Below are 25,759 nucleotides of genomic sequence, written 5' to 3'. Positions count from 1 at the left end.
AAATTCTAAGGAACATCGTGTCCTTGGCTAGCTACCAAAAGGGCAAACCAATCCTGAAGTTCCAATTCTATGTTTACGGCGGCTGCCGATTGTTCAATTCTTTCTTTGTTGGTGGTTCCGATCACCGGGTGTACCTTGGCTGGGTGTTTTAAAATCCAAGCCAAGAGCAACTGGCTTTCATTCGCATTATATTTGTCCAACAATGGATTCATCGCTTCTTTTATCCGCTCTGTCTGCCCATCGGTTTCCCTAAAAAAGCTTCCCAATGGACTCCAGGCCATGGCCATTCTTTTATTGCTGATACTATCATCAAAAGTACCATCGTACATTGGGTTATTATGGGTCAGGGAAAATTCGACCTGGTTTCCCTCCACCGGCATCCATTTTTCCAACATGGCGACTTGCGATGGGGTAAAATTGGAAACTCCGAACCGATTTATTTTACCACTTTGCAACAAATGTTGGGCTGCTTCTGCAATTTCTTCGGGCTGCATCAATGGGCTTGGTCGGTGTATCAAGAAAAAATCCAGATAGTCGGTATTCAACTTTTTTAAGGATTCTTCTGCAGATTCAATAATATATTGTTTATCGTATTGGTAATGATTGATCTTGTTGTTCCTCCCATCGGTAAGTTGGATTCCGCATTTGGTGATCAATTGGATATTCTCCCTTTTGATACCGCTCTCTGCAAAAGCTTTTCCAAATTCCGACTCTGTAGAATATCCGCCATAAATATCGGCATGATCAAATGTAGTGAGTCCACAATCCATGCTGTGGTGCATTAATTCGACCATTTCTATTTTTGAAAGTTTTTTGCCCCAGCTCCCCCAGGTCATTGCTCCCGATATAATGCGGGAAAAATTCGTTGTCTGTTCCATAAGTGCTCAAAGTATAAAATTAAACCCTTAAATCCTTCATAAAACTAGGGCTTTAGCGTTTTTTTTAACCATTAATTAACAGGTGGGTTTTAAATAAATTTTCATTTTGCACACCTTAGTAAAAACCCCGACCTTAACACCAAACAATAAAAGTATACAATGGAAGAAAACACTACTATTGATATTAGTGCTGTGAATGAGAAAATCGCCCAAGAAAGCGCTTTTATTGACCTTTTAACGGTTGAAATGAACAAAGCGATCGTGGGCCAAAACCATATGGTAGAACGATTGTTGATCGGTCTTTTGGGCAAGGGCCATATTTTGCTCGAAGGTGTTCCCGGATTAGCAAAAACATTGGCCATCAACACCTTGGCCAAAGCAGTAAAGGGAAGTTTTAGCAGAATACAGTTTACCCCTGATCTTTTGCCGGCAGACGTTATCGGTACATTGATCTACAACATAAAAGAAAATGATTTCTCCATAAAAAAAGGACCAATTTTTGCCAATTTTGTGTTGGCGGACGAAATCAACAGGGCACCTGCCAAGGTACAATCCGCACTTTTGGAGGCCATGCAGGAAAAGCAGGTTACCATTGGTGACGAAACCTTTATTTTGGACAAGCCCTTTTTGGTAATGGCCACGCAAAACCCCGTAGAACAAGAAGGTACCTACCCTCTTCCCGAGGCCCAAGTCGACCGTTTTATGCTAAAAACGGTGATCGATTATCCAAAACTCAATGAAGAACAACTCATTATTCGCCAAAACCTAAGAGGCGAAACAGAACCCATTAAGCCCGTAGTGTCCTTGGAACAAATTCTTAGGGCCCAAGCAACCGTTCGCGAGGTTTATATGGACGAAAAAATCGAAAAATATATCCTCGACCTCATTTTCGCAACACGATACCCTGAAAAATATAACTTGGAAAGCTTAAAGCCGCTCATTAGTTTTGGCGCTTCTCCAAGAGGTAGTATCAACTTGGCGAATGCATCCAAGTGCTACGCGTTCATCAAACGAAGAGGTTATGTGGTCCCCGAAGATGTAAGGGCGGTGGTACACGATGTGCTTCGCCACCGTATCGGGATCACTTACGAGGCCGAGGCGGAAAATATTACTTCCGAAGAAATCATCAACAAGATTGTAAACGAGGTAGAAGTGCCTTAGCGGTTCAATGTTTATCGGAATAAGTAGCAATACTTTTAACCAACCCGAAAACCTATTTATTTGAACCAAATGGATACAAAAGAACTACTAAAAAAAGTACGTAAAATTGAAATTAAGACCCGGCGTCTTTCCGACCATATTTTTGGTGGGGAATACCACTCTACCTTCAAAGGTCGGGGGATGACGTTCAGTGAAGTAAGACAGTATCAGTTTGGGGACGATGTAAGAAGTATCGACTGGAACGTGACCGCACGCTACAACGAGCCATTTGTAAAAGTATTCGAAGAAGAACGCGAACTAACCATGATGTTGATGGTGGACGTAAGCGGATCGGAACTTTTTGGTACATCCAACCAATTTAAAAAAGAAATCATTACCGAAATTTCGGCAACCCTTGCATTTTCGGCACTTCAGAACAACGATAAGGTAGGTCTCATTCTTTTTTCTGACGAAGTGGAACTTTTTATCCCGCCAAAAAAAGGGAAAAGTCACGTACTTCGAATAATTCGGGAATTGTTGGAATTTCAGCCAAAAAGCAACAAGACCAACATTGCGGAAGCTCTAAAATTCTTGACCAATGTTATGAAGAAGAAAGCCATTGTTTTTGTGCTTTCCGATTTTATGGCGGACGACTACGACAATACCCTTCGCATTGTGGGCAATAAGCACGATGTTACCGGGATCAGGGTATTCGATAAACGTGAAGAAAACATTCCAAATCTTGGTATGGTACAGATGCAAGACGCCGAAACAGGCGAAGTTCAATTGGTTAACACCCAATCCAAACAAGTGCGTTCTGCCTACGGAAAACATTATATGGAAAAGGTCGCGTATTTCACCAATTCCTTTAAAAAATCCGGTTCCGGAGCAATTAACTGCAGAACGGATGAAAGCTATGTAAGAAAACTATTGGGCTATTTTAAACGAAGAGGATAATGCTAATGGACAATTTACATATAATCAGAGATAGACATAGGCATCCAATCATATGGATCGCCCTGTCGCTCCTATTCCTCTTGCCCATAACGGGCCGGGCTCAATCCGATCCAAAGGTAAACGCCGAAGTGGACACCCTATCCATTAAAATAGGGGAACAGATACAATACAAAATTACGGTGGAGGCGGACTCTACCGATGTGGTTTTTTTTCCCGAAGGGCAAACCTTTTCGCCGCTTGAAACCGTAGAAGCCATTATGGCCGACACCATAAAAAATGAAGAAAAAGTAATCCTTCAAAAAATCTATGCCCTGACCCAGTTTGACAGCGGCGCGTATACCATTCCTCCACAACGGATCGCCATTAACGAGCAACCATTTTTTACAGATTCGTTCCAAGTTAAGGTAGCCGATGTTGCAGTAGATACCACCAAACAAAAGATGTATGACATCAAGCCTTTGATTGAGGTAGAACGGAGCACAGCCGATATGTGGCTTACCGCTCTCTGGATTCTTTTGGGGCTGATTGTGGTCGGTGGTCTGGTCTATTGGTTCTTTTTACGCAAAAAACCATTGACCGAAGAGGAAAAAGTAGCTTTGCTACCGCCTTACGACCGTGCCTTAATGGAACTAAAAAAGCTGGAAAATTCCAAGTATCTCATACAAGACGAGTATAAACAATACTATTCCGAGCTCACAGATATCGTTAGGGCCTATTTAGAAGAGGACGTACACGTTTCGGCGATGGAGAGCACTACCTCGGAACTCATCACCAAGTTGGAAATGCTCAAAGATGCCGGTGAACTCAATTTGGACGACGACACCATCCATCAGTTTCAAAAAATATTGCAGACCGCAGATCTGGTGAAGTTTGCCAAATCAAAACCTGCCACTTCCCTTGCTGAACACGATAGAAAAATTGTAGAACAAATCGTTATAAAAACCCATGAAGCCCTGCCAGAGCCCACAGAGGAGGATTTGCTCTTAAACGAAGAGTATTTAGAAGAACTGACCAAGAAAAAGCAGCGCAAACGTATGTATTGGGCCGCTGCCATATTTATTGGGATAATAGTTATGGGCAGTGTTTTTTCGGTCGCATATTTTGGCGCAAAAAAAGTAAGGGACACCGTTTTCGGCTATCCTACCAAAGATCTTTTGGAAGGAGAATGGGTGGCAAGTTCCTATGGTTTTCCACCAATTTTGATGGAAACGCCAGACGTATTGGTCCGTAAGGAAATTGAGCTTCCCAAAGAAACCGAAGAGCTGATCAAGGAATTGCAGACCTTCTCCTACGGCAGTTATGTCGGTATTTTTTCCGTTAGTACGAGTTCCATCACCTTTAAAGAACAGAACGAAGATCCTGATTTTGAAGCTATAATTGTTTCCACGCTAAACAAGTTCGAACAATTGGGTCTTAAAAACATCATTACCAAACAGGAAGAATTTGTTACCCAATCGGGTGTAAAAGGATTAAAAACCTATGGGTCGGGATCTTTTGGCGAACCGGATGGCGATAGTAAAAAAGCAAAATACAACATTCTATCGTTCGGTGGAAAAGGGTTTATTCAACAAATAGTGATCACTTGGGAAGATGGCGACGAATATGCCGAAGAGATCGTGGAGCGAATTTTAACCAGTTTAGACGTAAAAACACAAGCATAAATGTTTGAGAATATAGAGTTTGCAAATCCTGAGTTTTTCTGGCTGCTTTTATTGCTGCCATTGGCTTTGCTATGGTATTTTTTCAAACGAAAAAATGAAATGGCATCACTCCGTATCTCCAGCATCAAAGGATTTACGGTCAAAAGTTGGGCCTCTAAAATAAAACCAGTACTGTTTGGAATCCGACTATTAGCCTTGGCGGCGATCGTCACAGCTTTGGCAAGACCTCAAACAGAGGATATCTCGACACGGACAAAAACCACAAAGGGGATCGATATTGTTATGGCCATCGATGTGTCTTCCAGTATGTTGGCCCGCGATTTAAAACCGAACCGACTATCCGCCCTAAAAGAAGTGGCGGCCAATTTTATTGAACAACGCCCCAACGATCGTATCGGACTAGTAGGATATGCCGGAGAGAGTTATACCAAAACCCCTATTACCAGTGACAAGACCATTGTTTTGGCCGCCCTGGACGATATCACCTATGGTGAACTGGAAGATGGTACCGCCATTGGAATGGGCTTGGCCACATCGGTAAATCGATTAAAGGAAAGCAAGGCCATCAGTAAAGTTATCATTCTTTTAACGGATGGTGTCAATAATTCTGGCTTTATTGAACCCAGAACAGCAGCCGATCTTGCCGTGGAGTTTGGAATAAAAACATATACCATTGGTCTGGGAACCAACGGCAATGCACTTTCTCCCATTGCCTACAACAGAGATGGCTCCTTTAGGTACGGAATGCGACAAGTGGAGATTGATGAAAAGCTTTTGGAAGAAATCGCAGAAGTGACGGGCGGCAAATATTTCCGTGCCACGGATAACGAATCTCTGGAAGAAATTTATGACGAGATTAACAAATTGGAGAAAACCGAAATAGAAGAATTTAAATATTACAAATACGAAGAAAAATTTAGGCCCTTAATATTTCTGGCCGGTATTTTATTGTTGTTGGAATGGGGGCTGCGCAACTCCATCTTTAAAAGTTTTATTTAACGAATGATTCAGTTTGACGAAAAAATTTATTTCTATCTCTTGGCCATAATTCCCGTTATGGTCCTAGCCTTCTTTTTTCTTCAAATCTGGAAAAAAAAGACCCAAAAACGATTTGCGAACACCAATCTGCTCAAACGATTGGCCCCTAATCGGTCCTCATTTAAATCCGCTGTAAAGCTGGTATTTTTGTTGGCCGGCCTTACTTTTTTGATTCTGGGCTTGGTAAACCCCAAAATTGGAACAAAACTGGAAACCGTAAAACGTGAAGGCGTGGACATCGTCTTCGCCATCGACGTATCCAAAAGTATGTTGGCAGAGGATATTGCCCCAAATCGGTTGGAGAAGGCAAAGCGTATCGTATCAGAAATAATCAATCAATTGGCAAGCGATCGTATCGGGATTATCGCCTACGCCGGACAAGCCTATCCGCAATTGCCCATTACTACAGATTATGGTGCTGCAAAAATGTTCCTACAGGGCATGAATACGGATATGTTATCCTCCCAAGGAACCGCCATAAACGCCGCAATTGACCTGGCCAGCACCTATTACGATGATTCACAGCAGACCAATCGGGTGCTGTTCATCGTGTCGGATGGAGAGGACCACTCGGAAAACACCACCTTGGATGCGGTCGAACAAGCCAACCAAAACGGAATCCGTGTTTTTACTATAGGCGTGGGCAAACCAAAAGGAGCACCTATACCCATTAAAAGAAATGGCATAGTTGAAAGCCTGAAAAAAGATAACCAAGGGGAGGTTGTTATTACCAAACTAAACGAAAACGTACTGATCGAGATTGCCGATAGGGGCAATGGTGATTATATTGATGGCTCCAACACCGAAAATGCGGTGGAATACATCAAAGAACAATTGAACAGGATGGACAAAACCGAGTTCGAAGCCAAGCAATTTGCAGAATACAAAGACCAATTCCAATGGTTTCTTGCGGCCGGCTTTTTATTTTTATTTTTGGACATCTTTGTTTTGGACAGAAAAACACAATGGTTGAAAAAACTGAATCTTTTTAACGAGCACGATGATGAATAAGATGACGTTAATGTTTGGACTATTGCTAAGTTTTACAGCGACCCAGGCACAGGAAAACAATATCGAAAAAGCGCAGAGAGAAGCTGAAAAAGCACTACAGGCCTCTACCAATATCACCTACGAGGCCAACCAAGAGCTAACTTCCAACAACTTTGTTTCCTCAGAGGCAAAATATAGAAAGGCCATTTCCAAAAGCGATAAAAACGCGGCCGCTAGATTTAATTTGGGCAATGCCTATTACAACCGAGAAAGTTTTGGCGAAGCCTTTGGCCGGTACAAAGAAGCTGGTGACGCCGCAGCGGACAAGAGTGAAAAACACAAGGCCTTTCACAATATGGGCAATGTGTTCATGAAAAACAAAGAATACGAAAAAGCCGTTGAGGCCTATAAGCAAGCCTTGCGCAGCAACCCAACCGACGACGAGACCCGTTATAATCTTGCCCTGGCCAAAAAAATGCTCGAAAAACAGCAGGACGAGCAAAAGAACGATCAGAATAAAGACGATCAAGACAAAAAAGATCAAGAAAACGAGGATAAGGACAAAAACAAAGACCAGAACAACGAAGGGGGCGACAAGGAAAAGAAAGACGAGGGCGAACAAAAAGAAGACGAAAACAAGGACAAGGGAGACCAAGGTGAAAATGGTGAGGACAAGCCCGAAGAAAATCAAAAGGGCGATGGTGATAAGAAAAAAGAACAGGAGAAAAAGCCCAACGAAGGGGACCAGCCACAAGACCAAAAACAACAACCAAAACCCAATCAGCTTTCCAAGCAACAGATTCAGAACCTGTTAGAGGCCATGCAAAACGAAGAGAAAAAAGTGCAGGAGAAAATGGAAGCAAGAAAAGTTCGGGGCAAAAAAATTAAAAACGAAAAAGACTGGTAATGAAAACCTTGATGGGCAACATAGGGTTAATTTTGGGCCTCTTCCTTTTAACAGGAATATATTCCCATGCTCAGGAAGATTCCGATCAGGTTACGTTTACCCTGAACTTGAGCAAAGAGGAACTGGGCATAAACGAACGCCTAAGAGTTGATTTTACCATGAACAGGGATGGCGATAACTTTAAACCGCCCCAGTTTGATGGTTTCAAGGTAGTTATGGGGCCTTCCCAATCCATAAGCTCCTCGTGGATTAATGGCAAGCGAAGTTTTTCCAAAACCTACACCTACATCCTAGTACCCACGGCCAGAGGAAGTTTCACCATTAATCAGGCAACCATAGAAATTGAGGGGAAAACTTACAAGACGACTCCACAAAACGTGGAAGTGACCGCAGCCGTGGACAAGCCGAATTCTCAAAAAACCGTTGATGATGTTGCCGATGAGAGCCTTCATTTGGTCGCAGAGGTATCCAAAGCAAATCCATATCTCAACGAAGCCGTAACCGTACTTTACAAACTATATGTAAGTCCGAACATTAGTGTTACCAATTACCGCCCATTAGACAACCCCACTTACAACAATTTTTGGAGTCAGGATATCCCGGTAACCAAACATACGGCCCAGAATGGAACATATCAAGGCAAGCCATACCGCTACGTGGTTTTAAAACGAGTGGTACTATATCCACAAAAAGCCGGAAAGCTGGACATAGAACCGTTATCCTTGGAAGTGTTTGTTGATGTGCCTACAGACCGTAGGGATTTTTTCGGGGGCAGGATTTACACCCAGACCAGTAAAACGGTATCCGCAGGCAATAGGACCATCAACGTAAAACCATTGCCCGAAGCCGGTAAACCGGAGAATTTTAGTGGAGCGGTAGGTGAATTTGATTTTTCGGTAACTACGAGCAAAACACAACTTAACGCTTCGGAATCGTTGCAGGCAAAAGTTGAAGTGACCGGAAAGGGTAACCTAAAATTATTTCAACTTCCCGAACCAGAATTGCCTAGCTCCCTGGAAGTTTATGATCCAGAATACGACGAGAACATCCGTACCTACAGTACTGGAATGGAAGGTAAAGTAGCCAATAATTACACTATTGTGCCCTCTTACCGAGGAAAATATCCCATACCCAGTATCTCCTTCAGCTATTTTAATCCTTCGACGGGAAGGTACAATACCATCAACTCGGAAGAAATAAACATTGAGGTAATAGAGGGACCAACAGGAAATTCCGACAATGTCTCGGCACCTTCGGCGAATAAACAATTGGTTGTGCCTACCGGGGAACAGTTCCATTTCATCAACATTAATCCCAACCTAAAGCCCATCGATCAAAAGCGCTTTTTTGGCTCAAATACGTTTTTTATCCTTTTATTGGCACCCCTACTCTTGATCCCAATGGCCATTTTCTTTTTTAAGAAACGTGAGGCCATTGCCAGCGATGTGATCGGAAACAAAATCAAGCAAGCCAACAAATTGGCCAGAAAATATCTTTCCACCGCAAAAAAGGAGCTTGGCAATAAAGAGGCGTTTTATGTAGCCCTGGAAAAAGGACTGCACAATTATTTAAAAGCAAAGTTACATATAGAGACCTCGGAATTCAGCAAGGATAAAATAACCCATATTCTTTCGGAAAAGAATGTCGACACAAATGACATTTCTGGGTTTATTGAATTGCTGAGAAGTTGCGAAATGGCTCGATATAGCCCATTCTCCAATGTTCAGATGCAACAGGATTACGAAAAGGCGAGCGATGTAATATCTAAATTGGACAAGCAATTATGAGCACAAAAAAAATAGTCCTTTTAATTTGTCTTGGTTGGTGCTCTTTGGGATTTTCCCAAAATGAAGCACTCTTTAACGAAGCTACAGAACTGTACAACAATGGCGAATACTCTTCGGCCATTGAGAATTATAAAAAAATACTTGAAAACGGAGAACATTCGTCCTCGGTATATTTCAATCTTGGGAATTGTAACTATAAGTTAAATGCCATAGGCCCAAGTATTTACTTTTATGAGAAGGCACTGCTTTTGGACCCGAACAACAAAGAGATTCAAAACAATCTTAGGTTTGCGCAGAATATGCGTTTGGATGCCATAGAAGAAATGCCAAAAACTGAACTTTCTCGGTTATATAATGCCATAGTCGGTATGTTCTCTTCCGATCAGTGGGCATATATTGCCGTTGGACTAATTTTTTTATTCGTTCTGGCGTACATTGCCTATTATTTTTTACGATCGGCCAACCAAAAAAGAGCCGCCTTTATCTCGAGTATTTTTTCATTAGCATTGGGGAGTGTTTGTATCTTAATGGCTTACCTCAACCATCAACAGTACAAAAATGATGATCCAGCCATTGTTTTTAGCAAAGAAGTTCAAGTAACTTCCGAACCAAACAACAACAGTGCGGCCATTTTCACCCTACACGAAGGGACCAAAGTAAACATCTTGGAAGAGTTGGATGATTGGAGGAGAATACGCATTGCAGATGGTCAAACTGGATGGTTAATGGATAACACCATTAAGCCATTAAAAGATTTTTAGTTATATTTTAACAGAAATCTTTACGTCTTATCGTAAATTTGCAAAACTTATAAGTATTTATGCGAATACTGGCCTTACCACTTGCTTCTTTTTTGATGGTCTTCATTCTGATGACCTCTTCCTTTGTGCCCCTTTTGGGCAAGGAGTACAGTACGGCCATTATTTTAGGTTCTTCCGAAGAGGAAAACAACACCCACGACACATCGAACAATAAAACATTTGATAGCAAATACTTCCTGTACAAAAGCTTTTTTGCTATGGATCCTTCTATAAATCAGGAGAAAAGCAACAACGCCTTGGGATATGTATTCGCTGTTTTAGAGTTTACACTCGAAACACTAGACCCTCCTCCCCGAAAATTGGTTTAACACTCAATTTTACGTTCAAATCAAATTTTCAACGTCCCCTATCCGGTAATACCGGTGTGGCGGACAAATCTTACTTATTATTATGTTCAAGAATTTAAAAAATGACTTGCCTGCAAGTATAGTGGTCTTTTTTGTGGCACTACCTCTATGTTTGGGTATCGCCCTGGCCAGTGGAGCACCTCTCTTTTCGGGTCTCATCGCAGGTATTATCGGAGGAATCGTTGTTGGAGGATTAAGCGGTTCACAAATAGGGGTAAGTGGCCCGGCAGCAGGACTGGCTGCAATTGTTCTTACGGCCATTGGCACTTTGGGGGGTTATCAGAACTTTCTGGTTGCCGTGGTTTTGGGAGGTGTCCTACAGTTTCTTTTCGGAATCTTGAGAGCTGGGGTCATCGCCTACTATTTTCCATCATCCGTAATTAAGGGAATGCTTACCGGTATCGGTATCATCATCATTCTAAAACAGATTCCCCATTTTTTTGGTTACGATGCCGATCCCGAAGGAGATTTTGCCTTTTTTCAAGTAGATGGTGAAAATACCTTTAGTGAAATCATCAATACCGTGAATTTTATAAGCCCGGGTGCTACCATTATTGCGTTTATCTCGTTGGCAATATTGATTTTGTGGAGCCAGGTATTGACCAAAAAATCAAAAATCTTTGAACTTGTACAAGGACCATTGGTCGCCGTAGTCCTTGGAATTATTTATTTTACGGTAACACAGGGAAATGAGACTTGGGGCATCTCTCAAGAACATTTGGTCAGTGTTCCCGTACCCGATAGTTTCGAGTCCTTTTTAGGTTTCTTTAGTTTTCCTAATTTTTCGGTGATCACCAGCACCGAGGTTTGGATCACAGCGTTTACCATTGCACTTGTGGCCAGTTTGGAAACCTTGCTCTGTGTGGAGGCCACAGATAAATTGGACCCTTTAAAAAGAACTACACCCACCAACCGAGAGCTTATGGCCCAAGGAGTAGGCAATACACTGTCCGGTTTGGTCGGAGGACTGCCCGTAACACAAGTTATTGTGCGTAGTTCAGCAAATATTCAATCTGGAGGTAAAACAAAAGCTTCTGCCATTATCCATGGTTTTTTACTTTTGGGATCGGTCATCATCATCCCGACCCTTCTCAATAAAATACCTCTGTCCGTTTTGGCGGCCATCCTATTTATTGTAGGTTACAAACTTGCAAAACCAAGCTTGTTCAAAACTATGTACCAAGCAGGTTGGAAACAATTTGTTCCATTTATCGTAACCGTTGTTGGTATTGTTTTCACAGACCTTTTGGTAGGAATCAGCCTTGGTCTATTGGTTGGGATCGTGGTAGTTTTGATCAAGAGTTACCAAAACTCACACTTCCTTCATATCGAGGATAAGAGCAATGGTGCCCACAAAATTAAAATGACCTTGGCAGAAGAAGTAACCTTTTTCAACAAGGGGGCCATTCTGAAAGAGTTGGATAGCCTTCCTGAAAATTCGCACCTGGAATTGGACGTAAGAAAAACACGCTATCTTGATAATGATATCGTGGAAATTTTAGAGGATTTTTCCAGCAAGGCCAAAAATAGAAACATCGACATCAAAATAATTTCTGAAAGAGGTGAAGTAGAAAATCCGGAGAGCTATATCGAATTCTTTAATCTAAGACCGAAAAAATCGGCATAAAATATACTTATGAAAGCACACACAAAAGAAACACAGTTGACGATGACCCCTGAAAAAGCCATCGATTTTTTAAAGGAAGGCAATGAGCGGTTTCAACAAAACTTAAAAGCAAACAGAAACCTTTTGGAACAAGTGAACGATACCAAGGATGGGCAATTTCCTTTTGCGACCATTTTAAGTTGTATCGATTCCCGAGTTTCTGCAGAGCTTGTGTTCGATCAAGGTCTTGGTGACATTTTCAGCATAAGAATTGCCGGGAACTTTGTGAACGAAGACATTTTGGGGAGTATGGAGTTTGCCTGTAAGTTGGCCGGCACAAAAGCTATTGTAGTACTAGGCCACACAAGCTGTGGTGCTGTTAAGGGAGCTTGTGACCATGCTCGCCTAGGTAACCTAACTGCTTTGATAAACAAGATTGAGCCTGCAGTAGAAGCTGTATCCGAGCCAAAAGATGAAAGCATGAGAAACTCCAAAAACTTGGAATTTGTTGATGCTGTCGCGGTTAAAAATGTGGAAATGACCTTGGACAACATCCGAAAACAGAGCGAAGTGCTCAAGGAAATGGAGGAAGCGGGTGAAATAGCCCTGGTCGGTGCCATGTACGACATATCCGATGGTAAAGTGACTTTTTTATAAATTCACATTAACTTTACGTAAGCAATGCCAGTAGGGTTACCTGCTGGCATTTTTTAAGTATAAATATTTCTATATTCAATTACCAAAAACAACAGCCATACCATGTTCAAACACTTTAGAGGAGATTTATTCGGTGGAATTACAGCGGGCATTGTAGCGCTTCCCTTGGCACTGGCCTTTGGTGTAAGTTCCGGTCTTGGGCCGAGCGCTGGTCTGTACGGTGCTATTTTTATTAGCTTTTTTGCCGCGCTTTTTGGTGGTACAAACACCCAAATCTCCGGCCCTACCGCACCCATGACAGCGGTAAGCATGGTAGTTATTGCTGGTATTATTGCCGTAAACGATGGAGATGTGGGCAAAGCACTCCCGGCCATTCTTACTGTATTTCTTTTGGCAGGCCTTATGCAAATTGGTTTAGGTCTTGTTGGGCTCGGAAAGTATATAAAATACATTCCATATCCCGTGGTTTCCGGGTTTATGACCGCAATTGGTGTAATAATACTAGTTACCCAGATATTACCAGCTGTTGGGTATTATCCAAAAGAGGACTCGGACTATGTAAACCAATTTATGCCAGAAGCCGAAGAAAAAATCTTGGAAAACATTCTAAAAGAAGAAGCCGGAGAAGGAATTTTGGTATTGGAAAATTTCACGGAAACCATTAAAAGAGCCGAAAAGATCACCCATGATGATATGTTGAAAGAAGCCAGTACTTTGGCATCCAAAGATGCCTCGGGCGTTCTTGGAACTTTTAAGGTACTGCCCAGGGCAATCAATAACATCAATTGGTTGGAGCTTGCTTTGGCGTTGGCGACCATTTTTATAATTTATGGGTTTAAAAAAATTACAACCGCAATTCCGAGTACTTTGGTGGCTTTGATAGTTGTTTCCGGGGTTGCATATGGTTTTGGTTGGAACTACAGGCCCATAGAACAAATTCCCAGTGGCTTGCCCGTACCAAATCTGGATATTTTTACGTCGTTTCAATTTGATTCGGTAAGCCCCTACGTTTTTACGGCACTTACACTGGCACTGCTTGGTGCCATTGATTCCCTTTTAACCTCCGTGGTTGCCGACAATATGACCCAGACCAAGCATAAACCCAACCAAGAATTGGTAGGCCAGGGTATCGGAAACAGTATTGCTGCCATTTTTGGAGGAATCCCTGGAGCTGGTGCAACCATCAGAACCGTTGTGAACATAAATTCTGGTGGAAAAACAAAGCTCTCCGGTATGGTAGCTGGCATTTTATTATTGGTTATTCTGCTAGCCCTAGGACCAGTAGCTTCGCAAATACCTGCAGCCGTATTGGCCGGTATATTGGTCACAGTAGGTATCGGTGTTATGGATTATCGGGGATTAAAAGCCATTCCACATCTGCCCAAAGACATTAAACTTGGACCACTAAAATTAAGCTCGGAAGTGATTATTATGTTAGTGGTATTGGTACTTTCTTCGGTTTGGAACTTGGTATATGCCGTTGGTATTGGTCTTGTTATAGCTTCGCTAATGTTCATGAAAAAAATCGGAGACCTGACCGCTAAGCATTCCAAAGTAAAGGCTCTTCGGGAAGAAGCATGGTCAGATGAAAAAAATGTACCAAAAAAAATCCTGGACAAAGTATTTATAAAACACATAAACGGACCTTTATTCTTTGGTTCGACCAACGAGTTTCAACAACTTGCCTCCCAAATTCCAGATTCTGCTTCCATTGTAATAATTAGAATGGGCAGAATGCAGTATATGGACCAAACAGGGCTCTATGCAATGGAAGATGTGTTGCAAGATCTAAAACGAAAGGGTGCAACAATACTTTTGGTCAATATTTTGGAACAGCCAAGGTATATGCTCGAACGAATAGACATTATTCCTGACCTGATTCCGGAAAACAACGTTTTTAGCAATTTAAAATCGTGTTTGGCATGGGTAGATACACATCTAAACACGAAGGAATAAAAACGAACAAACATTGCCAAAAACTATTTTCCGCCCCAATATTTACTTTTTACCATATAATATTTTTTGGGATGAACACTATTTACAGTGAAATCCGGTTCTCGGAACGTTAGATATTATCGCATAACCCATATATTCTAGGACAATTTGCTAAATTTGTCCGCCAATAGCGTAATCAATCATGATTGAGACCATAAAGGAACATATTGCCGAAGTAGAAAAGTTCACTTCGACCTCTACAGATGAAATTGAAGCATTCCGAATCAAATACTTGGGAAAAAAAGGACTGTTGAACAGTTTCTTTTCGGAATTTAAAAACGTGCCAAACGATCAAAAAAAGGATTTTGGCAAGGTGATCAATCAATTAAAGAGTGCCGCTACCAATAAAGTGAACGAACTTAAGGAAGCATTGGAAAGCCAGGCTGAAGTAGCTGGGAAATATGGGGACCTAACACGCCCTGGCGAACCTGTATCGCTAGGTGCACGCCACCCTATATCCATTGTAAAGAACCAGATCATAGATATTTTCTCAAGAATCGGTTTCAATGTATCCGAAGGTCCTGAAATCGAGGATGATTGGCACAACTTTACAGCGCTCAACCTACCGGAATACCATCCGGCACGGGATATGCAGGATACATTTTTTATCCAGACCGACCCCGACATCCTACTGCGTACCCACACCTCATCGGTACAAGTAAGGTACATGGAAGCCAATCAGCCTCCTATTAGAACTATTTCGCCCGGGAGAGTGTACCGAAACGAGGCCATTTCTGCCCGCTCGCATTGTTTTTTTCACCAAGTGGAAGGTTTGTACGTAGATAAAAATGTGTCTTTCGCAGATTTAAAGCAAACGTTGCAATATTTTACTTCAGAAATGTTTGGGAAGTCAAAAATAAGACTTCGCCCATCTTATTTTCCATTTACCGAGCCCAGTGCCGAGGTAGATGTATATTGGGGGCTGGAAACCGAAACCGATTACCGTATGACCAAAGGTACCGGATGGCTGGAGATTATGGGCTGTGGCATGGTGGACCCCAATGTGCTCAAAAATTGTGGAATAGACCCAGAAGTGTATTCAGGCTTTGCCTTTGGAATGGGAATAGATCGGATTGCTCTTTTGTTGCATCAGATTTCAGACATTAGATTGCTCAGTGAAAACGATGTACGTTTCTTGGAGCAGTTTAAGAGCGCCCTTTAGATCATAATTTTTATGAAAAAGGATATTGAAATTCCGATTGCCACCGACGTACACGTGGCCATAGTACATGAATGGAACGAAGAATTTCTATCCAAAGATTGGAACGCCTATTTAATAAACAACAGGTCGGATACCATCGAAATGGCCATTGTGGTCTCCAAAGGGTTTGATGGAGATACCAGAACATCTACCATACGACATGTTATTGGAACACTGGAACCGGGCAGCTTTAAAAAAGTAGAAGTATTGCAAGAAGATGTCCTTGCACTAAACAATGAGTTCTTTGTAACTTTTTTTGCCGAGAACAAACTCTTTGAAAAACGATTTTTGTTTCCAAAACATACGGTTACAGAAAAAAATCTCAGTACCATTCCCGTAATACAATCAGAAGGGGTTTTATCTAAAGATTGACCTCGCGTTTTCCTCCATTTCCATCTTTTAACAAACTTTTAGTTCTTATTAGTTCGGTAATTACCGAACCAACACTAATTTTGCGCTTCAATTTTTAAAAAAATGTCCAGAGAAGAGCAAAAAAAAGAACTGATCGAGGAACTTGGAATCCATTTGGAAAACCAACACGATATTCCGCCATTGGCTGCAAGACTATATGCAATGCTTGTGGTCACCAACCGTAATGGGCTCAGTTTTGAAGAATGCCAAATTAACCGATGTGCAAGTAAAAGCTCCATATCTACCGCAATTAATCTCCTACTAAAATTGGGATTAATCACCTACTTCACCAAACCGGGAGACAGGAAAAGATATTTTAAGACCTCAGCGGCCAACACTTTCTACCTAAACAAATTGGAAGAAAAATTAAAACGTATTGAGACAGAAAACCGAATTATAACGAAAATCAGAAACTATAATCAAACTTATAATCCCGAAAGGTATGAGACCAATAAAGAACGGGCAGAGATCTATCACTCATTTATTAAGCAAAGTGAAGAATTACTGAGCAATACCCTTCAAGTACTTAAAGAATTAGAAAATCATAATCACAATTAAACAACCCCAACAATACTAAACATGAAAAAAATTGCATTAGGCCTATCTGCCATTAGTCTTGCTATTATTGCTTCCTGTGGTGGTAAAAATGAGCAACAAGCCACTGCTCCTCAAGCGCCATCACTAAAAGTAAATACCCTAGAGAAACAGGACATTACCTTGTACAACTCCTACTCTACCAATATAGAAGGGGAACAAAACGTTGAAATTTGGCCAAAGGTCTCCGGTTTTGTCCAAAAAATCTATGTTGAAGAAGGTCAACAAGTTAAAAAAGGCCAGTTACTTTTTAAACTGGAAACCCAGACGCTTTCTCAAGATGCCCAAGCCGCCAAAGCAGCAGTAAATGTCGCCCAAGTAGAAGTGGACAAGCTAGTTCCGTTGGTTGAAAAGAACATTATAAGCGAAGTTCAACTAAAAACGGCCAAGGCTCAATTGGAACAAGCAAAAAGTACCTATAGCAGTATTGCAGCCAACATTGGGTACTCCAATATAGTTAGTCCCGTTAACGGTTATATTGGGGAGATTCCATACAAAGTGGGCGCCTTGGTAAGCAGTTCAATGGGACAACCATTAACGGTAGTATCGGATATAAGTACGGTACGCGCTTATTTCTCCATGACAGAAAAGCAACTTTTGGAGATGAAGAGCAAAATGACCAAAGGTGGTGCTTCGGTTTCTTCGGAGAATTCTCCAGAGGTGGAATTGGTAATGATCAATGGTGAAACATATCCACATAAAGGGAAGATTGCCATGGTGAACAATATCATCAATCCAACTACAGGAAGTGTTACCCTAAGAGCAGATTTTAACAATCCCAACTTTTTATTGAGTTCCGGAAGTACGGGAACCATCAAGGTACCTTCTCCTCAAAAAGATGTTATGGTTGTCCCCAAAATGGCCACAGTGGATATACAAGGGAACAAATTGGTCTATATACTTCAAGATGACAACACTGTAAAATCACAAAAAATCAACATTATTGATCAGACCGATTCGGAGTATTTGGTATCCCAAGGTGTACAATCCGGGAACACGATTGTTGTAGAGGGTGTTTCCAAACTTAGGGAAGGACAATCCATAAATCCAATTAAATAACACATCACATAAGTAAAAGATAACCCATGTTTCAAAGATTTATAGATCGGCCCGTGCTCTCCACGGTGATTTCGATAATCATTGTTATTCTCGGTCTTTTAGGTTTAAGTAACCTAGCGGTAGAAGAATATCCAGAAATTGCTCCGCCGACCGTTCAGGTAACAAGTACCTATACCGGTGCCAATGCGGAAACCGTGCTCAAAAGTGTGGTGGTTCCTTTGGAGGAACAAATCAACGGTGTGGAAGACATGCTCTACATGACCTCCAATGCCAGTAACGACGGTAACGCCACAATCAATGTATTCTTTAAGTTGGGCACAAACCCCGATATTGCCGCGGTAAACGTGCAGAACCGAGTGGCCCGAGCCAATAGTGTACTGCCACAGGCTGTGGTACAAACAGGGGTAATTACCCAAAAGTCACAGACCAGTGCCCTTATGTTCTTCTCTTTATTCTCGGAGAACGAAAATTACGATGCAACCTTTGTAGAGAACTACGCAAGAATAAATATAGTTCCCAAACTTCAACGTATTGAAGGGGTTGGAAATGTTACCGTGTTCGGTTCCAAGGATTACTCCATGCGTATTTGGTTGGACCCAGAAAAGATGTCCGCATTTAATCTGATGCCATCCGACATTCAAGCAGCATTGCAAGAGCAAAACCTAGAGGCGGCAACTGGTAAGATCGGCGAAAATGCCGACGGTGTATATGAGTATGTCCTAAAATACAAAGGACGGTTAGCAGAAGAAGCAGAATATGAGAACATAATTATAAGAGCCGAGGAAAATGGCCAGTTTTTACGCCTGAAGGATGTAGCTGAAATAGAACTTGGCGCTTTTAACTACGGAACCAAGAACGAAGGTATGGGCAACCCCGGAACTGCAGTGGGTATTTTCCAAACTTCGGGATCCAACGCCAACGAGATCATTGAAAACATCGAGGCTATTCTGGAAGAATCAAAAGCTAACTTCCCAAAAGGCCTGGATTATGTTATCCCGTTCAATTCAAAAGACTTCCTTGATGCTTCCATAGACCATGTAGTGCAAACCTTGGTAGAAGCATTTATTTTAGTGTTTATTGTGGTGTTCCTGTTCCTTCAGGACTTTAGATCGACATTAATTCCTGCGATCGCCGTTCCCGTGGCCATTGTAGGTACCTTTTTCTTTCTACAGTTGTTCGGGTACTCCATAAATATGCTTACCCTATTTGCCATGATCCTAGCCATTGGTATTGTGGTGGATGATGCCATTGTAGTGGTGGAGGCGGTACACGCCAAAATGGAAGAAGGTGCACAAAATGCAAAAGTGGCCACCAAAACGGCTATGTCCGAGATTTCCGGAGCCATTATCTCCATCACGTTGGTAATGTCCGCCGTATTTATCCCGGTATCCTTTATCGGTGGGTCTTCCGGTGTGTTTTATCAACAGTTCGGTATTACCTTGGCCGTTGCCATTTTAATTTCTGCCATAAACGCCTTAACACTGAGTCCTGCACTAGCGGCCCTGTTTTTAAAACCGCACAACCATGGAAAAGGTAAAAAATCAAACTTAATTGCCCGTTTCTTCAAAGCTTTCAATATTGGTTTTACGGCAATGACCAATAAGTATACCAACACCATTGGTACGTTGGTCAAAAGAAAGTGGGTAACCTTGGCTCTTTTAGTAGGCACAGGTATAGTCGTATTTTTCCTCTTCAGGACCACGCCTTCCGGGTTTATCCCCAACGAGGACAAAGGAATCATCTTTGCAGATGTTACCATGCCGCCCGGAACAACTTTGGAGGAAACCCAAAAAACGGTTAAGAAACTGGATTCCATATACGAATCCATGGGAATTATTAAAGCCCGTATGAACATAACCGGTTTTAGTATCCTAAACAGTGTTAACGGTGGTTCCTACGGATTCTCCGTAATTCGATTACAAGATTGGGAAAACAGAACAGAACCTTCACAAACCGTTGAGGCTACCATTGGGCAATTATTTGCAAAAACAGCAGGATTAAAAGATGCTCGTATTTTCTTCTTTACCCCGCCAGCGGTAAGGGGATTCGGTAACTCGGCCGGTTTTGAACTAAACTTACAGAACACCGATGCAGAAGATTGGCAATCCATAGGTAAAACTACCAACGAGTTTTTAGCTGCCTTGAATGCAAGACCGGAAGTCCAATATGCCATTACTTCGTTCAACCCAAATTTTCCTCAGTATGAGTTACAGGTGGACGTAGAAAAAACCAAGTTGGCAGGTTTGGCCGTTACCGATATATTCAATGCAATGCAAGGCTACTATGGGGGACTGTACACCACAGACTTTAATAAGTTCGGTAAACAGTATCGAGTAATGATCCAGGCCAGGCCGGAAGACAGGGCGGACGAAAAGAGCCTTAACCACATATTTGTCAGCAATGCAACCGGTGAATCTGTTCCCGTATCTCAATTTGTTTCCTTAAAGAAAATATACGGCCCCGAGATTGTAAGCAGGTTCAACCTTTTGAACTCGGTTAAAGTCAATGGTGCCATGAACCCTGGTTACAGTACCGGTGATGCGATTACCGCAATTGAAGAAGTTGCCGCACAAGTATTGCCCAATAACTATACTTTCGAGTATTCCGGCCTTACCAAAGAGGAGAACAGTGCGGGCAGCCAGACCATAATCATCTTTATTTTGAGCTTGGTGTTCGTGTACTTCTTATTGAGTGCTCAGTACGAAAGTTATATTTTGCCGCTTTCCATATTGCTATCGTTGCCATTTGGTATTGCAGGAGCCATTTTATTTGTGAATTTGGCCGGTTTGGAAAACAATATTTATTTCCAGATTGCACTGATCATGCTCATAGGTCTCTTGGCTAAAAATGCCATTTTGATCGTAGAATTTGCCCTGCAAAGAAGAAAGTCGGGATTATCGCTTTATGATGCCGCCGCCGAAGGGGCCAGAGCAAGGTTACGTCCAATCTTAATGACCTCCTTTGCATTCATCTTTGGTCTGTTGCCATTGGCGCTATCTTCAGGAATTGGTGCCATCGGAAACCGTTCAATCGGTGTAAGTGCAGTAGGTGGTATGCTTGTGGGAACCATTCTGGGTGTATTTGTGATTCCTGTCCTGTTTGTAATATTCCAAGCCATGCAGGAGCGTTTTTCAGGCAAGCCCGAAGCATCTCAAAACCAAAACAATGCCTAATCATCCTTTGAACCAACAAAGATTATAATCCATGAAAATTAAACCTTCATATAAATTGTTTTTGCTACTTGCAGTACCTCTGCTATTGCAATCTTGTTTTGTGGCAAAAAACTACAGTAGACCAGAACTTGAGACCGAAAGTCTTTACAGGACCGACAATTTGCCACAGGATAGCATCTCCATGGCGGATGTTTCTTGGAGAGATCTGTTCAAGGACGAACAGCTTGCGGCTTATATTGAGCAAGGATTGGAAAATAATATTGATATCCGAATTGCGCTACAAAATGTTGTGGCCGCAGAAGCTTATGTAAAACAGGGCAAGGCCGGATATTACCCGACCCTGTCCGGCACAACAAGCTTTACTAGGACAAAAAACTCCGAGAACAGTCAGTTTGGAAGTTTTTTTACCAGACCTCTGGAGCAGTACGAACTCTCGGGCACCCTTTCTTGGGAGGCCGATGTTTGGGGTAAGATCAGAAGTAACAAACGGGCTGCCGGGGCATCTTACTTACAAAGTGTTTCTGCCCACCAAGCTGTAAAGACCAATTTGATTGCGGGAATTGCGACCACGTATTTCCAACTTATGGCCTTGGACAAACAATTGGAAGTAGCCAAACAGACTTTGGACGCCCGAAAAAAGAGCCTGGAGACCACCATGGCCCTAAAAGATGCAGGACAGGTTACGGAAGTCGCCGTAAAGCAAACCAAAGCTCAAGTACACACCACCGAGATCATTGTGATCGACTTGGAGAACAACATTAAATTGTTGGAAAATGCTTTTAGCATTCTTTTGGGCGAAGGACCGCAAAAAATTGAAAGAGGCAATTTGGACAATCAATCCATCGATACAGATCTAAGTACCGGGGTCCCATACCTGTTACTTGCCAATCGACCAGATGTGATGCAGGCGGAATACGGTCTTATCAATGCTTTTGAACTTACCAATGTAGCCAAGAGCAGTCTTTATCCTTCGTTAAGCCTATCCGCTACCGGTGGTTTTCAGAGTTTGGAGTTTGATAATTGGTTGGATGCCAGTTCGCTATTTTCAAATCTTGTAGGCTCGTTGACCCAGCCGATCTTTAATGGCAGAAAACTACGTACCCAAATGGAAGTGGCCAAAGCACAACAAGAACAAGCTTTGCTTGCTTACAAACAAGCCCTGTTAACGGCCGGAAGAGAGGTCAGTGATGCCCTATATACCTATAATGCGGAAAGCCAAAAGCTGGAGGCACGGGCCAAAGAACTCGAAGCATACGCAACGGCCGAAACTTATTCCGAAGAATTGTTGAACAATGGTTTGGCCAATTATTTAGAAGTGTTGACCGCAAGACAAAATGCATTGAACTCCGAACTCAACTATGTTGATTCACAATATGCACAGTTAAGTGCTATTGTGGAATTGTACAGGGCACTGGGCGGAGGGTGGAAATAGTTTATTTTGAGTGATAAAATCGAAATATTGGTCCACGCTATCGAGAACTTTACCAAATTTGGGAGCAAACGATTCTCTATGGATGAATTGGCCTCCGAGCTAGGAATTTCGAAAAAAACACTCTACAAGCATTTTAGCAGTAAGGAAAAGCTAGTCTCTGAAAGCTTAGCGTATTTTTTGAAAGATATCCGTGCAGACATTGAAAAATACATATCAGAAAACCCGAATAAGGAAGAGCCCCTTACCACTATAATCTACATATACAAAAAAGGGTTGATGGTATATCAAAACCTCAACCCTTCGTTTTTAAGAGGCCTGAACAAATACTATCCCGAAGCCTATCAAAAGTATATTGAGCTTAAAAAAGAGATTGTTTGGAACATGGTACATCCTCTTTTGCAAAAGGCTCAAATATTGGAACAAATAAGGCCTAATGTCAATCTAGAACTGGTTTGTACATTATTTCTGTCCCGCATGGAAGACATTGTTTATTCCAAAGAAAATCTCTTCAACGAGTTTAGCATCAAAGAACTTCTGGACCACATTATCATAAACAACTTGCGAGGTATTCTTACGTTGAATTATCTTCAAAAATGCCCTGTTTAACGGCAATAATATTGCTCTTTTTTTAAATTTTAAGCTTCTTTATTGAGATAACACATCTTTAAACCCCTGTTTTTTGCGTTTTTATCGTTGATTTTAGTGAATTGATCATATAATTTTAATTTCTTCTAAAAACTAAATAACCAATGGGAACTACAACTAACATCAACAGACGCGATTGGATAAGAAAAAGCGTTCTCACAGCAGGTGGGGCAATGGCTTTGCCATATATGGGATTGGCCGAAACTCCTAAAGCTCCATTGACCTTGGATGCCGAAGGAAACGCAATATATAGTCCGTTCTTTAAAGAATATTTGCCAAAACCTGAAGATTTAATGCCAGAATTGGCTGCAAAGTTAAATGCAAACGAAAATCCATACGGGCCATCTCCAATGGCCATGGAGGCATTTAAAAACTCCGTTTCCGGCGGTAACAGATATGCTTGGAAAGAACTATTTCAGTTGGTCGACAAAATAGCCGACTTTGAAAAAGTTGAGAGCAAAAACATTATGATGGGGCCAGGGTCGTCCGACCTTTTGGAAAAGACTGCCATGGTTTTCTTTAAAGATGGTGGCAATGTTGTTTCCGCCGATCCTTCTTACATGTCCTTGATCAGAGTGGCCGAATCCGTGGGAGCAACTTGGAAACCTGTTCCACTAAAAGAGGATTGGTCCCACGACCTCAAAGCAATGGAAGAAGCTATCGACGACCAAACAAAACTGGTCTATATCTGTAACCCGAACAACCCCACCGGTTCTATGACCGATCATGAAGAGTTGGTTGACTTTTGTTCACGCGTATCGAAAAAAGTACCCGTTTTTGTAGATGAAGCCTATTTATGGTTCTTGGAAGATGGTGCCAAAAAAAGTATGGTGTCCTTAATAAACCAAGGAAAAAATGTTATAATCGCAAGGACATTTTCCAAAATACATGGTATGGCAGGACTTCGGGTAGGCTATATCGTAGCTCTTGAAGAAACCTTGGACAGGTTGAAAAAGATAACCCGAGGCGGAATGGGAATTACGCTGCCCTCCGTATATGGAGCTATTGCTGCCATGGATGATGCTGATTTTATAGATAAATCACGAACCCTAAATGCCGAATGTAGGGAGTATGTGTACTCAAGTCTAAAACAATTGGGTATAGATTCTTATGTGCCTTCTTCCACTAGTTTCATAATTTTTCCTATTCAAATGGAGGGCAAACCGTTCCTTGAACAAATGACCGAGTTAAAGGTGGGCGTTCGAGCATTTCAATTTATGGATCAAAACTGGTGCCGAGTAAGTATGGGGACCATGGAAGAAATGAAAACTTTTACCAGTGCACTCAATAAAGTGTTGGTATAGTGGATATTGGAATTCAAAAAACCATAGTATTCCTTTTTTTCATCTTTATTGGAATCTTGCTCAAAGCTAAATTTAAATCTAAAGAAGAAATTACTGGAATAAAAAAAGTGATTCTAAACCTTGCACTGCCGGCAACCATATTTATTGCGTTGTTGGGAGTCAAGGTGGAACTGCCGCTTTTAATATTGCCCTTATTGGCCCTTGGCCTTAACGTTTTGCTGTTCTTTTCCATGTCCGTTATTTTACCCCCATTGGGCATTGGCAAAGGAACTTCGGAGTATAGAACAGCAAAGTTATTGATTCCCTCATTGGCACCTGGTTTGTCCGCTTTTCCCTTTATCGTGGAATTTTTGGGAGAATCATATTTGGCAAAAGCGGCGATGTCCGATCTGGGCAATAAGATTTTTGTGCTCTTTTTTTTATATCTCGTTGCTATGAACTGGCATTATGGCCAACAATCCAGCAAAGAAAAAAATGGCGGAACCCGATTAATGCCCTTGATCAAAGCAATGGTTTCCGAACCGGTCAATATATTTATCGGTGCTGCTTTGGTTTTGCTGGTCTTTGGTCTAACTATGGACTCGCTTCCGTTTTTTATGAGTGAAACACTCGAAAAACTCAGTTTGATCATGACTCCTTTGGTATTATTGTTTATAGGTTTGGCGGTAAAGATCAAGAGAAAACAGTTTTTTCAAATATTTTCCTTATTGTGCGCCCGGGCAGGATTGGTATTGTTGATTTCTGGACTTTTTGTGGCCATAACAGGGATTAACGCGCAAAACGAAATCTTGTTAACATTGGCCTTTGGTCTTAGTGCCTGTAGTTTTTGGCCCTATGCCCATATTGCAACTGTCGATGGAATGGAGATGGATAAAAAAACAAAAAGCAAAACTTTCAATAGTGATTTTGGGGTAACCATTCTAGCTCTGTCGTTCCCACTTTCCACCATGTTGATTCTTGCAACATTGAACAGTGGATCCTTCTTTGTAAATCCGTTTAATATATTTTTGATGGCCGCTTTATTTTTAAGCGTTGGATTCACTTTTCCTTTGATCAGTGTAATCAACAAAAAAAAGTGGTCGGAGCAAAAAACTATCAACCATAAACTAAATCCAACAACAGAAAAAGCTGCTTAAGTTCAATTGGCAACGAGCCA

Annotated in this window: 22 protein-coding genes; 21 read left to right on the top strand and 1 reads right to left on the bottom strand. The window is 41.7% G+C overall.

Annotated features, from left to right (window positions below):
- Nucleotides 1-5: 5 nt before the first annotated feature.
- Nucleotides 6-878, bottom strand: a complete 873-nt coding sequence (locus ACXAFK_RS02540) for an aldo/keto reductase (protein ID WP_474956696.1) — start codon at nt 876-878, stop codon at nt 6-8.
- 159 nt (nt 879-1,037) lie between these two features.
- Between ACXAFK_RS02540 and ACXAFK_RS02535 the strand changes: the two genes are divergently transcribed.
- The 21 genes from ACXAFK_RS02535 (at nt 1,038) to ACXAFK_RS02435 (ending at nt 25,739) form a co-directional block, all read left to right on the top strand.
- Nucleotides 1,038-2,039, top strand: coding sequence for an AAA family ATPase (locus ACXAFK_RS02535; protein WP_224836124.1), 1,002 nt, complete (start codon nt 1,038-1,040; stop codon nt 2,037-2,039).
- Between the two features lie 69 nt (nt 2,040-2,108).
- Nucleotides 2,109-2,975, top strand: coding sequence for a DUF58 domain-containing protein (locus ACXAFK_RS02530; RefSeq protein WP_224836123.1), 867 nt, complete (start codon nt 2,109-2,111; stop codon nt 2,973-2,975).
- 5 nt (nt 2,976-2,980) lie between these two features.
- Nucleotides 2,981-4,636, top strand: a complete 1,656-nt coding sequence (locus tag ACXAFK_RS02525) for a hypothetical protein (protein WP_474956695.1) — start codon at nt 2,981-2,983, stop codon at nt 4,634-4,636.
- Complete coding sequence (locus ACXAFK_RS02520; protein WP_224836121.1) at nt 4,637-5,635, top strand: vWA domain-containing protein; 999 nt, start codon at nt 4,637-4,639, stop codon at nt 5,633-5,635. It abuts the gene before it with no gap.
- Between the two features lie 3 nt (nt 5,636-5,638).
- The gene (locus ACXAFK_RS02515) at nt 5,639-6,685 is read left to right on the top strand and encodes a VWA domain-containing protein (RefSeq protein ID WP_252080849.1); all 1,047 of its coding nucleotides are present in this window, start codon (nt 5,639-5,641) and stop codon (nt 6,683-6,685) included.
- 10 nt (nt 6,686-6,695) lie between these two features.
- The gene (locus tag ACXAFK_RS02510) at nt 6,696-7,571 is read left to right on the top strand and encodes a tetratricopeptide repeat protein (RefSeq protein WP_474956694.1); all 876 of its coding nucleotides are present in this window, start codon (nt 6,696-6,698) and stop codon (nt 7,569-7,571) included.
- Nucleotides 7,571-9,358: a BatD family protein gene (locus ACXAFK_RS02505; protein ID WP_224836118.1), complete on the top strand. Its 1,788-nt coding sequence runs from the start codon at nt 7,571-7,573 to the stop codon at nt 9,356-9,358. The genes ACXAFK_RS02510 and ACXAFK_RS02505 overlap by 1 nt, the downstream gene beginning before the upstream one ends.
- Nucleotides 9,355-10,119, top strand: a complete 765-nt coding sequence (locus ACXAFK_RS02500) for an SH3 domain-containing protein (RefSeq protein ID WP_474956693.1) — start codon at nt 9,355-9,357, stop codon at nt 10,117-10,119. The genes ACXAFK_RS02505 and ACXAFK_RS02500 overlap by 4 nt, the downstream gene beginning before the upstream one ends.
- Before the next feature lie 59 nt (nt 10,120-10,178).
- Nucleotides 10,179-10,487 (top strand): hypothetical protein, encoded by a 309-nt coding sequence (locus ACXAFK_RS02495; RefSeq protein WP_224836116.1) that lies wholly within the window; start codon nt 10,179-10,181, stop codon nt 10,485-10,487.
- An 82-nt stretch (nt 10,488-10,569) separates the two neighbouring features.
- Nucleotides 10,570-12,153 (top strand): SulP family inorganic anion transporter, encoded by a 1,584-nt coding sequence (locus ACXAFK_RS02490; RefSeq protein ID WP_474956692.1) that lies wholly within the window; start codon nt 10,570-10,572, stop codon nt 12,151-12,153.
- Between the two features lie 9 nt (nt 12,154-12,162).
- Complete coding sequence (locus tag ACXAFK_RS02485; RefSeq protein ID WP_474956691.1) at nt 12,163-12,789, top strand: carbonic anhydrase family protein; 627 nt, start codon at nt 12,163-12,165, stop codon at nt 12,787-12,789.
- A gap of 102 nt (nt 12,790-12,891) precedes the next feature.
- Nucleotides 12,892-14,745: a SulP family inorganic anion transporter gene (locus ACXAFK_RS02480; RefSeq protein WP_474956690.1), complete on the top strand. Its 1,854-nt coding sequence runs from the start codon at nt 12,892-12,894 to the stop codon at nt 14,743-14,745.
- Nucleotides 14,746-14,926: 181 nt separating this feature from the next.
- On the top strand, nt 14,927-15,946 hold the full coding sequence (gene pheS, locus ACXAFK_RS02475) for a phenylalanine--tRNA ligase subunit alpha (protein ID WP_224836112.1): 1,020 nt from the start codon (nt 14,927-14,929) through the stop codon (nt 15,944-15,946).
- A 12-nt stretch (nt 15,947-15,958) separates the two neighbouring features.
- Nucleotides 15,959-16,357: a hypothetical protein gene (locus ACXAFK_RS02470; RefSeq protein ID WP_474956689.1), complete on the top strand. Its 399-nt coding sequence runs from the start codon at nt 15,959-15,961 to the stop codon at nt 16,355-16,357.
- A 102-nt stretch (nt 16,358-16,459) separates the two neighbouring features.
- A complete protein-coding gene (locus ACXAFK_RS02465; RefSeq protein ID WP_224836110.1) occupies nt 16,460-16,954 on the top strand; it encodes a GbsR/MarR family transcriptional regulator in 495 nt (164 codons plus the stop codon).
- Between the two features lie 21 nt (nt 16,955-16,975).
- Nucleotides 16,976-18,049: an efflux RND transporter periplasmic adaptor subunit gene (locus ACXAFK_RS02460; RefSeq protein ID WP_474956688.1), complete on the top strand. Its 1,074-nt coding sequence runs from the start codon at nt 16,976-16,978 to the stop codon at nt 18,047-18,049.
- A gap of 26 nt (nt 18,050-18,075) precedes the next feature.
- The gene (locus ACXAFK_RS02455; RefSeq protein ID WP_474956687.1) at nt 18,076-21,222 is read left to right on the top strand and encodes an efflux RND transporter permease subunit; all 3,147 of its coding nucleotides are present in this window, start codon (nt 18,076-18,078) and stop codon (nt 21,220-21,222) included.
- Between the two features lie 31 nt (nt 21,223-21,253).
- Nucleotides 21,254-22,654: an efflux transporter outer membrane subunit gene (locus ACXAFK_RS02450; protein WP_474956686.1), complete on the top strand. Its 1,401-nt coding sequence runs from the start codon at nt 21,254-21,256 to the stop codon at nt 22,652-22,654.
- A 6-nt stretch (nt 22,655-22,660) separates the two neighbouring features.
- A complete protein-coding gene (locus ACXAFK_RS02445) occupies nt 22,661-23,260 on the top strand; it encodes a TetR/AcrR family transcriptional regulator (protein WP_474956685.1) in 600 nt (199 codons plus the stop codon).
- Nucleotides 23,261-23,403: 143 nt separating this feature from the next.
- Nucleotides 23,404-24,603 carry a pyridoxal phosphate-dependent aminotransferase gene (locus ACXAFK_RS02440; RefSeq protein WP_252080863.1) on the top strand — a complete coding sequence of 400 codons (1,200 nt, stop codon included), beginning with the start codon at nt 23,404-23,406 and terminating at the stop codon, nt 24,601-24,603.
- Nucleotides 24,604-24,710: 107 nt separating this feature from the next.
- Nucleotides 24,711-25,739 carry an AEC family transporter gene (locus ACXAFK_RS02435; RefSeq protein ID WP_474956684.1) on the top strand — a complete coding sequence of 343 codons (1,029 nt, stop codon included), beginning with the start codon at nt 24,711-24,713 and terminating at the stop codon, nt 25,737-25,739.
- Nucleotides 25,740-25,759 lie beyond the last annotated feature (20 nt).

Source organism: Flagellimonas sp. ABD4_174, assembly GCF_056160185.1.
Note: the sequence above shows the minus strand (reverse complement) of the source record. Positions and strands in the feature narration are given on the sequence as shown.

Bases quoted from the DNA above. Each gene is read 5' to 3' on its own strand.
- ACXAFK_RS02540 (WP_474956696.1), bottom strand. From the start codon at position 878: ATGGAACAGACAACGAATTTTTCCCGCATTATATCGGGAGCAATGACC.
- ACXAFK_RS02535 (WP_224836124.1), top strand. From the start codon at position 1,038: ATGGAAGAAAACACTACTATTGATATTAGTGCTGTGAATGAGAAAATC.
- ACXAFK_RS02530 (WP_224836123.1), top strand. From the start codon at position 2,109: ATGGATACAAAAGAACTACTAAAAAAAGTACGTAAAATTGAAATTAAG.
- ACXAFK_RS02525 (WP_474956695.1), top strand. From the start codon at position 2,981: ATGGACAATTTACATATAATCAGAGATAGACATAGGCATCCAATCATA.
- ACXAFK_RS02520 (WP_224836121.1), top strand. From the start codon at position 4,637: ATGTTTGAGAATATAGAGTTTGCAAATCCTGAGTTTTTCTGGCTGCTT.
- ACXAFK_RS02515 (WP_252080849.1), top strand. From the start codon at position 5,639: ATGATTCAGTTTGACGAAAAAATTTATTTCTATCTCTTGGCCATAATT.
- ACXAFK_RS02510 (WP_474956694.1), top strand. From the start codon at position 6,696: ATGTTTGGACTATTGCTAAGTTTTACAGCGACCCAGGCACAGGAAAAC.
- ACXAFK_RS02505 (WP_224836118.1), top strand. From the start codon at position 7,571: ATGAAAACCTTGATGGGCAACATAGGGTTAATTTTGGGCCTCTTCCTT.
- ACXAFK_RS02500 (WP_474956693.1), top strand. From the start codon at position 9,355: ATGAGCACAAAAAAAATAGTCCTTTTAATTTGTCTTGGTTGGTGCTCT.
- ACXAFK_RS02495 (WP_224836116.1), top strand. From the start codon at position 10,179: ATGCGAATACTGGCCTTACCACTTGCTTCTTTTTTGATGGTCTTCATT.
- ACXAFK_RS02490 (WP_474956692.1), top strand. From the start codon at position 10,570: ATGTTCAAGAATTTAAAAAATGACTTGCCTGCAAGTATAGTGGTCTTT.
- ACXAFK_RS02485 (WP_474956691.1), top strand. From the start codon at position 12,163: ATGAAAGCACACACAAAAGAAACACAGTTGACGATGACCCCTGAAAAA.
- ACXAFK_RS02480 (WP_474956690.1), top strand. From the start codon at position 12,892: ATGTTCAAACACTTTAGAGGAGATTTATTCGGTGGAATTACAGCGGGC.
- pheS (WP_224836112.1), top strand. From the start codon at position 14,927: ATGATTGAGACCATAAAGGAACATATTGCCGAAGTAGAAAAGTTCACT.
- ACXAFK_RS02470 (WP_474956689.1), top strand. From the start codon at position 15,959: ATGAAAAAGGATATTGAAATTCCGATTGCCACCGACGTACACGTGGCC.
- ACXAFK_RS02465 (WP_224836110.1), top strand. From the start codon at position 16,460: ATGTCCAGAGAAGAGCAAAAAAAAGAACTGATCGAGGAACTTGGAATC.
- ACXAFK_RS02460 (WP_474956688.1), top strand. From the start codon at position 16,976: ATGAAAAAAATTGCATTAGGCCTATCTGCCATTAGTCTTGCTATTATT.
- ACXAFK_RS02455 (WP_474956687.1), top strand. From the start codon at position 18,076: ATGTTTCAAAGATTTATAGATCGGCCCGTGCTCTCCACGGTGATTTCG.
- ACXAFK_RS02450 (WP_474956686.1), top strand. From the start codon at position 21,254: ATGAAAATTAAACCTTCATATAAATTGTTTTTGCTACTTGCAGTACCT.
- ACXAFK_RS02440 (WP_252080863.1), top strand. From the start codon at position 23,404: ATGGGAACTACAACTAACATCAACAGACGCGATTGGATAAGAAAAAGC.